Source organism: Plectonema radiosum NIES-515 (assembly GCF_025753815.1).
GTDB lineage: Bacteria > Cyanobacteriota > Cyanobacteriia > Cyanobacteriales > Nostocaceae > Hassallia > Hassallia radiosum_A.
The window spans coordinates 1-11,212 of the sequence record NZ_JAOWRF010000117.1 but is presented as its reverse complement, the minus strand read 5'-3'; the positions used below and the strand labels follow the sequence as shown (position 1 = coordinate 11,212).

The following is an 11,212-nucleotide window of genomic DNA, read 5'->3' as shown; positions in this document are numbered from 1 at the left end:
TCCCTGTAGCCAAACTGTACCCGTTGCCTGTACTTTCACGGGTGTTTGACCTAGCCAATTGTTAAAAATTGCGATATCGTGAATCGCTAAGTCCCATAAGGCATCGACATCTTGACGGACTGGTCCCAAATGCGTGCGGGATGCGTAGCCGTAACGTAAATCACCTAATTTACCAGCTTGAATTACAGTTTGCCCTCGCTCAACTACTGGGTGAAATAAATAAGTGTGGTCAACCATCAGAATTAAGTTCAGTTGTTCTGCTAACTGACATAATTCTTGGCACTCTATTGGATTTAAAGTTAAGGGTTTTTCTGCTAAAACGTGGTATCCCCAGCGTAAAGCATCGGCAATTAAAGAGTAATGAGCGATCGCGGGAGTGGCAATTACTACTGCTTGCAACCCAGGCAGCTGCTCGATCTCATGCCACTGAGTTGTTAATAGTACAGATTCATCTAAGTTAAACTGCTGTTTTAATGCTGCTAATCGTTCTGGATTGGGGTCTACTACTGCCGCAACACTCACATCGGGATGTTCTAAAAAATTCCGTAGTAAATGCACACCCCAACGCCCAACCCCGATAACAGCGATTTTAATCATGAGTTAATAGTCAAGAGTCAACAGTTAATAGTTAATAGTCAACGGTAAATCGCCAATCGTCAATAGTTATAAAAATTACTTTTAACTATGGAGTATCAACTATTGACTAATTAGGGTTTATCCTGAGAGCTAATCGCAAAAAAAGCTACTTTTGCGGCAGCTTGCTCGGCGCCTTTAATCGAGCGTCCCTTGCCTTGACCGAGCTTTTTGCCGTGCAGCCAGACTTCAGCCATGAAACGTTCTTGATTGTGGTGCGGTAGATTAATTTCCACAACTCGATATTCAGGTAAAACTTTAAATTGAGCTTGAGTCCATTCTTGTAGAGCAGCTTTATAGTTCAGTCTGGCAGGATCGAGACGAATTTCGGTCGCTAATTGTTTGAAGTGAGGATCTAGCCAAGGGTGAATAAGTTCAAGATTTTGAGTACTGAGGTAAAGTGCTCCCAGGACGGCTTCAAAAGCATCTGCCAGTCGTGACTCTTGACCAACTTTATCAGCGGTAGCACTGCCAGCGACTAGTAAGTATAACTCCAAACCGTATTCTTTTGCTAGTTGAGCAAGAATGCGATCGCTTACTAACACCGAACGAATTGCCGCAAAATCTCCCACTGGGCAATCAGGATAATTTTCCCACAACACAACAGCCGCCACCAAGCGCACCACCGCATCGCCGACAAACTCCAGTTGTTCATAATTTGCCGACTCAGAGACAGTTGGATGAGTCAGCGCCAAATCAAGAAGTTGCCACTTTATAGGTGCTTGTATTGACAGACTTAATTTTTGTACTAAGCTTTCGAGCTGCCGCTGGCGGCGTGGATAAGCGAGAGTCATTGGTCATTGGTCATTAACAAATGGCGAAGGCAGAAAAATGGGGGAGAGAGTAAGTCATAAGCCGGGTTCTGTTCTCTTGCGAGGGCAGTTATCTATCTGGGACGTTTGTTACCAAACGCCTCTAGCGGCTCTCTTCTAACGGAACTGGTAAAAGACCAACCGTAGTTCCTTTCGCCTTGCTCCCAACCGGGGTTTACCGAGCCAGCGCTTCTCAACGCTGCTGGTGCGCTCTTACCGCACCTTTGCACCCTTACCAAATTAGTTATGAGTTATGAGTTATGAGTTATGAGTTAAAACGACAACACTCAAAACTCTTAATTCCTAACTTTATTTGGCGGTATCTTTCTGTGGCACTATCCTCACGATCGCTCGCACTGGACGTTATCCAGCAAGTTTGGTCTTTCGGGAGTCCGGACTTTCCTCAAACCAGTTTCAACGAAACTGATCTGCAACTGCCTGCGCCTACTCTCTCCCACGATCAAGTGTAATCTTGGATGGGGCCGTGTGTCTGGTTTTAAATTAACTTATCTTCTTTTATTCCAAGGTAGGGCATATGTCCAAGGTAGCTTTCTGACTACAAAGGGACAATTTATAATACACATGGGAGGGATATTCACACCTGGAGCTAAACCTACACGCACTTCAGATATCCTTAGCACTAATTGTAAGGAAAATTCCAACTTTTTTCTTTGGTTCATAAAGTCGCTGTACAAAATCTTTTGCGCCTTTACAGGGCTGTCTCTCAGCGCAAGTATATTAACTATCGGTTTTTTCGGTGAGTAGGTTCCGGTTGTGACATCGCGCTGGAAAACATCTTCAGCTGTCACCGCTTCTGTAAGTGTTTTCTTCGGAGCAACTAAGCTTGGACTTTGTGGTACAGCTAAGTCACGGGTTAGGTCTGGCGATTTGCGAATTACTCTTCGCGATTGCTTGTTATGTTCGACCACGATGGAGCTATTATCCCAGTCAGCGTACACCGCAAGATTCTGGGATTTATTCTCAATACTAATTGATAACTCTTTCACGTCCTCAAGTGAGTTTTTGGGTTGGAGTTTAAAGGAAATTCCTACATGGTCTTGGATATTTTGTTCTTTGAGTTGTTCTTCGACGACAGCTTTTTGATATTCAAACTTAATTTGGTCGTCGATTGATTCAACCATTCGATTGAAAGTGTAAGTGACGCCAATCATGTAAAACGTCAAAACAAATAAATTCTGATCGCCTGTTCCTCTCATAATGAATATAGACTCCCTGTTAATGATTTGGATATTCGACTCATTGCCAATCTCAAATTGTCACTTTTGATTAATTTTGGAAAAGTTCTCAAACCAGCCGCGCTGCCAAAACACAAATATCAACCCCCCGGCGATCGTCCCCATCACTGCTAAACAAAGTGGATAACCCCAATACCATTGCAACTCAGGCATATTCCAGGGCGATTTTTCCGTATCGAAGTTCATGCCGTATATTCCCGCAACAAAAGTTAATGGAATAAAAATTGACGACATCACCGTCAAAAACTTCATGACTTCATTCATTCTGTTACTGACTGCTGAAAGATACACATCCATCAACCCAGATGCAAGTTCTCGGTAGGTTTCCACCATGTCCATTACTTGTACTGCGTGGTCATAACAGTCTCGTAAGTAGATTCGCACCTCATCACTGATTAAATCGTTGCCTTCTCTAATTAAAGAATTAATCGCATCCCTCTGGGGCCAGATAGCGCGACGCAGTTGCAGTAATTCTCGCTTAATTTTATAGATTTTTTGTAAAGTTTTGGGGGTAGGATTGACAATTACTTCCTCCTCTAACTCTTCGATGTGATCGCCGTAAAGCTCTAGGACTGGAAAAAACCCATCAATAATCGCATCTAACAGAGTGTAAGCTAAATAATCGGCTCCTGATGAGCGGATAATGCCTTTACCTTTATCGATACGCGATCGCACTCCTTCTAAGCAATCATGCTCTGGTTCCTCCTGCACTGTCAGCAGGTAATATTTCCCCAAGACCAAACTTACTTGCTCACTATAAAAGCCACATACTCTCTCTTTTGGCACGACCATGCGCGAAATTATCACTAATTGATCGTCATAATCCTCTATTTTGGGACGCTCTGGTACATTAACTACATCTTCTAAAACCAAAGGATGCAAATCAAACACCTTTGCCAGACGTTCCAAAATGTCGGCAGAGCCTAAACCTTGCACATCCACCCAAGTCACAGATTCTTTATCCAAATAAGGAGCGCACTCCTCTGGGGTATTTAATTGCTTGTGGACGACATCGGTTTTGTTATAATCGATCAGGAATATTATCGGTGCTGGAGCGTCGGCATCAATAATGATAGTTCCCGGCATATCACCCGGTCGGTGAAAAAAGTCTTCCTCATCATCTTTTGGCTTAACTAATCTTAGAGGAAGGCGACGAAGTTTTCTCATCATGTAGCTTTACCTGTAACAAGTTAGTCAAAAATCATCTATCTTTGACTTTTTAACTGGCAAAAAGGCAAGATAAATTTATTGACTTTTTTTCACATTAATCTTATCAATTTAAATTAGTCATTTTAGACGGTTTGATTTTGTCATGAAAAATTACATGATTATTTCTGTTTTAGTGTTTTAACACCTTCTTGCTGAGAAGACAACGGTGAAAATAAAATAATCTTATAAAAAAACAGTTTGTCTTTGCAAGACAAACCGCTGCAAAAATATTTATATCAAAAGTTTTAAAGCTAATTTCTCAAGGTAAAAATAATCAAGAAATTGCCCAGATGTGAAAAATTACGTTAATCCAATTTTAGGGCGATTGGGGTTAGGCGATGTGTTACCACAAGCCGATGCAGCGTCTACGCACTCAAGCTGCTTTCTGGGCAAAGGAAAATCTCACAAATTAAAATACTTCTTTTTCTGTGCGCTCTCTCTAGAGAGAGCGCAGCGGTTTAATTCTTAAATTTTTTCTGATTTAATTAAATTAAATAAGGGCGGGGAAACCCCGTCCCTACTGGATTTGACGACAGAAATTAGGGATTGGTGTGGGGCTTTATTACCCAGTCCAAGCGTCCCTAGTGGCTACATCATGCCCATACCGCCCATGCCGCCCATACCGCCCATGCCACCCATGCCGCCCATGCCACCCATGTCAGGGGCACCGCCAGCGGGTTTCTTCTCAGGCTTCTCGACAACGATCGCTTCTGTCGTTAAGACCATACCTGCGATAGATGCGGCGTTTTGCAAAGCAGAACGCACAACTTTAGCAGGGTCAATAATCCCAGCAGCAATCAAGTCTTCAAATTCGCCTGTAGCAGCGTTGTAGCCGATATTGAGATTGCTTTCGCGCACTCTGGCAACAATAACCGAACCTTCAGCACCAGCATTATCGGCAATTTGACGGAGGGGAGCTTCAAGTGCTCGCGCTAGAATATCAGCGCCGATCTTTTCTTCTGCGTCGAGGGTCTTTTTAATTTCCTCAATCTTCTTCGCCAAGTGAATCAGGGTTGTTCCCCCACCAGGAACGATTCCTTCTTCCACAGCGGCTTTAGTAGCGTTGAGGGCATCCTCAATCCGCAGTTTACGGTCTTTGAGTTCGGTTTCGGTTGCCGCACCGACTTTAATCACTGCCACACCACCAGCTAGCTTGGCGATGCGTTCTTGCAGTTTTTCTTTGTCGTAGTCGGAATCAGTATCTTCCAATTGTTTGCGAATTTGACCAATGCGCTTTTGGACGTCCGAACTGGCTTCGCCAGCTACAATGGTGGTGCTTTCTTTGTCAATAACGATTTTCCGGGCAGTTCCCAGCATTTCCAAAGTAGCGGTATCCAAACTTAAACCGATTTCTTCAGAAATCATTTGTCCGCCGGTGAGAATCGCAATATCTTGTAACATAGCTTTGCGGCGATCGCCAAAACCAGGGGCTTTAATCGCAGCGACACTCAACACACCTCTTGCTTTGTTAACTACCAAAGTTGCCAAAGCATCACCGTCTACATCTTCGGCGATAATTAGCAAAGCTTGACCCAAACGGGCGACTTTTTCCAAGACAGGCACTAAATCCTGAATGCTGCTGATTTTTTTGTCAGCAATCAGGATGCGGGCATTTTCAAATTCCACCGTCATGCGATCGTTGTTGGTGATGAAATAGGGGGAAATATAACCCCGATCTATCTGCATCCCTTCAACAACTTCCAATTCAGTGGTTAGGGATTTGGATTCTTCAACAGTGATTACACCGTCTTTGGTGACTTTTTCCATCGCTTCGGCAAGCATGGTGCCGACTTCTTCATCGTTACCAGCTGACACGGTGGCAACTTGGGCGATCGCACTACCTTCAACTGGCTTGGCTATAGCAGCAATTTCTTGCACCAACGCTTCGATGGTTTTGTCGATCCCCCGCTTTAAAGCGACTGGATTGGTACCGGCGGCGACGTTCTTCAAACCTTCTCTGACCAACGCTTGAGCCAAAACTGTAGCGGTGGTGGTGCCGTCTCCCGCCACATCTTTGGTTCTTGACGCCACTTCTTGGATTAGTCTAGCGCCAGTATTTTCTAGCGGATCTTCTAGTTCAATTTCTTTGGCAACGGTGATACCATCGTTAACAATCTGAGGGGCACCAAATTTCTTTTCTAAAAGGACGTTGCGACCTTTTGGACCTAGGGTGATTTTTACCGCATCGGCAAGGGCGTTAATGCCTCTTTCTAGTGCCCGGCGTGATTCTTCATTAAATGCAACAATTTTTGCCATGTTTGACTTCTCTAGCGCTTCCAATAGACAATTTAGCACTCAATAGCTTTGAGTGCTAACTAAGGAGGCAGTTAATTTTACAAATAAATGGAAAAAAATTGATTAATATACACTTGATACTCATGTCGGCTATTGGCAGTAATGCTTAAATCGGGAGATGAATCTATACGACTCCCTTCAGTCTATTGGTATAGCTAAACCTAGCGGTTCCGGCTGGTTAGCGGTAGTATTTACGTTTCTTTTGGCTTGGCTAGTTACGTGGCGTATGATTCCGACTTTACGCAAGTTTGCCTTGCGCGTCGGTTGGGCTGACCAACCAAACGCACGACGACTAAATCGAGAACCTCTGCCCAATGCGGGGGGTTTGGCTATCTACACCGGAGTAATCGCCGCGTTGGTACTAGCTAGCCTTTTACGCCCAATCGAAGTGCAAAACGTATTGGTGCAGGTGCTGAGTATTTTATTGGGAGGTTCAATATTAGTTCTTGTCGGCTTTATAGACGATCAGTTCGGCTTACCGCCGTCTGTGCGGATGTTTACTCAAATTCTCACCGCACTTTTGCTGGTTGCTAATGATATCAGCATTGAATTCACTTTTGGCACACCCATTGACTCAATTTTGTCAATGTTGTTAACGGTGTTTTGGGTAGTAGGAATTACCAACGCCATCAACTTGATGGATGGTATGGATGGTTTGGCGGGAGGAGTCAGCTTTATCACCGCCATGAGTTTGTTGGCAGTTTCTGCTCAGTTTCCCAATCGGGCAGCAGCAACTTTAGTTTTAGCAGCATTGGGGGGGGCGGCGCTGGGCTTTTTGCGTCACAACTTCCACCCCTCGCGAATCATTATGGGTGATGCCGGAGCCTACTTTTTTGGCTATGTACTAGCGGCAACCAGTATTCTCGGTAAACTCCAAGTAACTACCGTGTTTTCCCTGGTGCCGACAGTGTTATTCTTGCTGTTACCAGTGCTAGATACCACTCAAGTGGTAGTCAAGCGGCTGATGGCAGGGAAAAATCCCATGAGTACCCCCGGTAAAGACCATTTACACCACCGCTTGCTAGCTTGGGGTTTATCCCAGCGCAACGCTGGGTTTATTTTGTGGTCAATCACCTTGATTTTCAACTTGCTGGCGATGAGAACACAACACATGAGTTTGCCAGTGATAATTGCCACCCTTAGCGGCATCATTATCCTTTTAGCCTTTACTCTCTGGCAAAGGATACGGGCGACAGTCTAGAGATTAAAATATCTGTGGATTTCACTCTTTAAGCGATCGCCCTTTTGAATGGTGTCTAAGCCAAACTAAAAGGCGATCGCTCAAAACTTATTTAAGCGGTGACAAAAATACCGTTACCTCCAGCAGGAACTAGGAAATTTTCTGTTGGTAAGGTATCAAGTAAGGAACTGGCATTATCAAGGGTTTCTGTAAGAGAATTCCTTGAAGTTGTCGATCCTGTGCTAATAGTTACTCTAGCGATTAAGTCATTTTGGTTATCTTTCACGGCAAAGATGTTAAATCCAGACTTATTTCTTTGGATATTGAAGACATCACCAGTCCCTAATTGAATTTGCTCGCCAAAGGCAAAGTCTGTGATTTCTGCAAAGTCTCTGTTGCCATTTTGTTTGTAGAAAGAACCAGAAGCGTTGCCCAAAATGAATTTGTCTACGCCGCTTCCACCGGTTAAAATATCTCTTTCATTTAAACCTGAGGTTCCTGTATTGGTAGTACCTAATAAAGTGTCATTGCCATCTCCACCTATTAGTGTATCATTGCCATTTCCACCAATTAAATTATCATCGCCACCAAATCCATTAAGAGTATTATTGCCACTGCTACCAACAATGTTGTCTTGATTTGGTGTCCCCGTAACATTAACGAAGTTTTCCACAACAAAGTTGAGCGAACCAAGGCTAGGAACGTTATTTACAATTAACTGACGAGCTTCTAAGTTAATATCAAAAGAAGTCGGTCCCGTACCACCAGAACCGTCTATAGCATTCGGTTGACCTTTAGCACCAACAATTCTCTCAATATTTAAAATTTGACCACCGCTTGAATCTCCCCCCCCAATTACACCTCTAGGAAGCAGTGTAATCGCTTGTCCTAAGTTAGTGTAATCTACAGTATCAAATCCACTGCCACCATCAATTACATCGTTTCCGATAGTGCCGAATATTGTATCGTCTCCTGCTAAAGCCCTGATTTCATCATTGCCTGGTGTGCCAAAAATGATATCTGGGTTATCAGTACCTGTAATTAAAATTGTATCTGGTGTCAGGTTTGTTCTCAAGTTACTAGTGCCTTGAATAACAATCGCTGCATCTGGAGTGGATGTATTATTTATTGGAGCCATCGTTAATTAACTATCCCCTCAAGTTACGTATTATTTGACGATATTCTCGCTACTATCTTTTTGATTGAGAAATTCTATCGTCCATATATAACTCTCGGTCAGTTGTGTACGAGTTTTTTTGGAGATATAGGATTTTGTCACATTTATTTACGAAGAAATAATTTTTATAATCTTATCAGTAATTAGTCGGGGGAGTGAGGAGGCGCTCTAAAATTCCCCTTGTCTCCCCCTCCTGAATCAGGCCATAACCATTCCGCCATCGACGTTGAAAACTTGCCCGGTGATGTAAGCAGCAGCGGGGTCGGCGGCGAGGAAGCGCACCATCCCGGCAACTTCTTCAGGTTGACCGTAGCGATTTAGGGGAATAAATTTCAGAATTTCTTCGGTATTGCTAAGTTTGCTGGTCATGTCGGTGGCGATGAAACCAGGAGCGACGGCGTTGACGGTGATGCCGCGAGATGCAAGTTCTTTGGCGACGGTTTTCGTAAAGCCGATGACACCTGCTTTCGCGGCGCTATAGTTTGCCTGTCCGGGGTTGCCCATTTGTCCGGCAATGGAGGTAATGTTGATGATGCGCCCGGAACGTTTCTTGAGCATAATTTTACTAGCCGCGCGTGTACATAAGAATACACCTGTTAAGTTGAGGTCTATTACGGCTTGCCAATCTTCTAGCTTCATTCGCAACAGTAATGTGTCGCGGGTGATACCTGCATTGTTGACCAAGATATCAATGCGATCGCATTTTTCCATGACACTATTAAATAGTGCGTCTACTTGTTCAGCTTGGGAAACATCAGCTTGCAGTGCTAAAGCTTGACCTCCCGCTGATGTAATTTCTTCTACTAGTGCCTCAGCAGCGCGGCTAGAACTGGCATAATTGACAATTATATAAGCTCCGTATGTCGCTAATTCGAGTGCGATCGCTCGCCCAATTCCCCGTGAAGCACCTGTTACAATTGCCACCTGTCCCCGCAAAGAAAGCAAATTTTCTGGCAAAATCTCCATAAAATAGTCCTAATTTATTAAATCACCGCGCTAATTATCTTATGGCGATTCGTGCCTGAGACTGACAGCAAATGCTTTTTTTATTCGTAGTAAGCGCTTCAGCGCTTAAAAGCACGGGCATTGCTTACTACAATATTTAACCAATCGGACGATTACCAGGATTAACTGCGTGAATATATTCACTACCAGAATGGGGTCTTCCTCGTTTATAACTAGCTTCTTCTGGTTTACCCCATCCCAACTGCAAAATTATTTCCAAAAAGTTAGAATTTTCAAACACACACAAACTTGCCCATTCTGTTCTTTGAGCAATTCTCTCTACATCAGCTTTGAAAATGTTTTGATATTGTTTGCTATTATTAAAACTTAAGTATAAATCCATTCCATCTGTTACTTCATCCCAAAAATTCAATAGAGAATTTTTAGATTTTTTTAATATTTCCACATCACCTGGTAAAGCAATTAACTGAGTATCTACTTCTGGATATCGCAAAGTTTGACTTTTAATAGTTACCTTGCGCCAGATAATTCCGGAAACTTGATATTTTTTTTGATAGTCGTGAATAGCGGCTTTAAAATCTTCATATGCAGTGAATTTTTGTAGCCCATCACTTTTGATAAACTGGTCAATTAAAGGATTGCCAGATACCGTTACTTCTAACTTTAAACGCTCACCCTTGAGGCAGGCTTGGCGTTCAGAACGTAAAATTTGGATTAGTTCCTCGGTAGTATAAACCTTTGACATGAGGACACACTCTATTAGTCATTGGTAATTGGTAATCGGGCATTAGACATCGATCGCTATGCTTAATATGCGTTATCCAGAACCCCTACAAAACGTAGCACTGCTACGTCTCTACATTATTATTCATCAAGAATATTTAGATATTATGTCCTGATTTCAATCATTATGTCGTATCTGATTTCACAAAAAATTAGGGCAGACGAATTAAGTCTGCCCCATAAATTATTCAGTTATTTCACTATTTAACTCATTGAAGGAACGCCGTTTTAACTGCACTGATTTATCACGAGGTAATAAATCAAACACTTCGCGCAATCTGTCGTCTATTTCTTCATACCGCACTTGACCGTTTTTATTCAAAACTACATTACCCGACTGGTTAAACAGGACAACTTGCGGAACTGCACCAGAGTAGTAATAACCTGGTTCTGTAGTAGCATAAGTTTCTTTGGGTAAAATACTATCTACACTTACAGGGATAATTTCTGCGGCGCGACCATAGAATTCTTGTATTCGTGAAACAATAAGGGCATATTGTTTGCAATCGCTGCTGTCCTCCACATAAAACGCTAATACTGCGGGTTTATGTTCTGCTAAAGTTTGTGCGAGGGTCTGTTTTGGAGGAACCAGCGAACCATTGCCAGCATAGACGACAAAAATATTGCCATCATACGTGTCAGTATTGATACCTGCAAATGCAGGTTGCATCTCAATGATGAACAGGCAAGCTATTACCAACAGGCATTTAGAGAAAAAACGCCACGAGGAAAAAAGAATTTTGGGTGAAAAATTTAACTTTATACCAGTCATCAAAAGAAACCTTTTAACCTCAATTTTGTTTGGCTACTGCGTGAGTTTGTACTGAAAAAAGCGAATTAAGCCGGATATATAATTACGCCTAAGTACCAAGTTTTAAGATAACGCTTGAAGGGGGGATGG

At 42.9% G+C, this 11,212-nt stretch carries 10 protein-coding genes and 1 other RNA gene; 1 reads left to right on the top strand and 10 read right to left on the bottom strand.

The annotated features are described in order from the left end of the window. From OGM63_RS07995 to groL, 6 genes are all read right to left on the bottom strand, one after another. A partial coding sequence (locus OGM63_RS07995) for a Gfo/Idh/MocA family protein (RefSeq protein ID WP_263744984.1) occupies positions 1-597 on the bottom strand: 597 nt, incomplete at its 3' end. A gap of 110 nt (positions 598-707) precedes the next feature. Continuing rightward, positions 708-1,427 (bottom strand): ribonuclease III, encoded by a 720-nt coding sequence (gene rnc, locus OGM63_RS07990; protein WP_263744983.1) that lies wholly within the window; start codon positions 1,425-1,427, stop codon positions 708-710. Between the two features lie 42 nt (positions 1,428-1,469). Further along, positions 1,470-1,896: RNase P RNA component class A (rnpB, locus tag OGM63_RS07985), an RNA gene on the bottom strand. A 55-nt stretch (positions 1,897-1,951) separates the two neighbouring features. Beyond that, positions 1,952-2,662 carry a hypothetical protein gene (locus OGM63_RS07980; RefSeq protein WP_263744982.1) on the bottom strand — a complete coding sequence of 237 codons (711 nt, stop codon included), beginning with the start codon at positions 2,660-2,662 and terminating at the stop codon, positions 1,952-1,954. A 60-nt stretch (positions 2,663-2,722) separates the two neighbouring features. Further along, a complete protein-coding gene (gene corA, locus OGM63_RS07975) occupies positions 2,723-3,868 on the bottom strand; it encodes a magnesium/cobalt transporter CorA (protein ID WP_263744986.1) in 1,146 nt (381 codons plus the stop codon). A gap of 630 nt (positions 3,869-4,498) precedes the next feature. Next, positions 4,499-6,166, bottom strand: coding sequence for a chaperonin GroEL (groL, locus tag OGM63_RS07970; RefSeq protein ID WP_263744980.1), 1,668 nt, complete (start codon positions 6,164-6,166; stop codon positions 4,499-4,501). 157 nt (positions 6,167-6,323) lie between these two features. On the opposite strand from groL, the gene OGM63_RS07965 reads away from it, so the two are divergent. Next, the gene (locus tag OGM63_RS07965; protein ID WP_263744979.1) at positions 6,324-7,406 is read left to right on the top strand and encodes an MraY family glycosyltransferase; all 1,083 of its coding nucleotides are present in this window, start codon (positions 6,324-6,326) and stop codon (positions 7,404-7,406) included. A gap of 91 nt (positions 7,407-7,497) precedes the next feature. Here OGM63_RS07965 and OGM63_RS07960 read toward each other — a convergent pair whose 3' ends face one another. The 4 genes from OGM63_RS07960 to OGM63_RS07945 form a co-directional block, all read right to left on the bottom strand. Further along, a complete protein-coding gene (locus tag OGM63_RS07960) occupies positions 7,498-8,523 on the bottom strand; it encodes a calcium-binding protein (RefSeq protein WP_263744978.1) in 1,026 nt (341 codons plus the stop codon). A 237-nt stretch (positions 8,524-8,760) separates the two neighbouring features. Further along, complete coding sequence (gene fabG / locus OGM63_RS07955) at positions 8,761-9,528, bottom strand: 3-oxoacyl-[acyl-carrier-protein] reductase (protein ID WP_263744977.1); 768 nt, start codon at positions 9,526-9,528, stop codon at positions 8,761-8,763. A 136-nt stretch (positions 9,529-9,664) separates the two neighbouring features. After that, positions 9,665-10,273 (bottom strand): hypothetical protein, encoded by a 609-nt coding sequence (locus tag OGM63_RS07950; protein ID WP_263744976.1) that lies wholly within the window; start codon positions 10,271-10,273, stop codon positions 9,665-9,667. 222 nt (positions 10,274-10,495) lie between these two features. Continuing rightward, entirely contained in the window at positions 10,496-10,981 is a 486-nt protein-coding gene (locus OGM63_RS07945; protein WP_263744975.1) for a thylakoid membrane photosystem I accumulation factor, read from the bottom strand. Positions 10,982-11,212: the final 231 nt, after the last annotated feature.

Bases quoted from the DNA above. Each gene is read 5' to 3' on its own strand.
- rnc (WP_263744983.1), bottom strand. From the start codon at position 1,427: ATGACTCTCGCTTATCCACGCCGCCAGCGGCAGCTCGAAAGCTTAGTA.
- OGM63_RS07980 (WP_263744982.1), bottom strand. From the start codon at position 2,662: ATGAGAGGAACAGGCGATCAGAATTTATTTGTTTTGACGTTTTACATG.
- corA (WP_263744986.1), bottom strand. From the start codon at position 3,868: ATGAGAAAACTTCGTCGCCTTCCTCTAAGATTAGTTAAGCCAAAAGAT.
- groL (WP_263744980.1), bottom strand. From the start codon at position 6,166: ATGGCAAAAATTGTTGCATTTAATGAAGAATCACGCCGGGCACTAGAA.
- OGM63_RS07965 (WP_263744979.1), top strand. From the start codon at position 6,324: ATGAATCTATACGACTCCCTTCAGTCTATTGGTATAGCTAAACCTAGC.
- OGM63_RS07960 (WP_263744978.1), bottom strand. From the start codon at position 8,523: ATGGCTCCAATAAATAATACATCCACTCCAGATGCAGCGATTGTTATT.
- fabG (WP_263744977.1), bottom strand. From the start codon at position 9,528: ATGGAGATTTTGCCAGAAAATTTGCTTTCTTTGCGGGGACAGGTGGCA.
- OGM63_RS07950 (WP_263744976.1), bottom strand. From the start codon at position 10,273: ATGTCAAAGGTTTATACTACCGAGGAACTAATCCAAATTTTACGTTCT.
- OGM63_RS07945 (WP_263744975.1), bottom strand. From the start codon at position 10,981: ATGCAACCTGCATTTGCAGGTATCAATACTGACACGTATGATGGCAAT.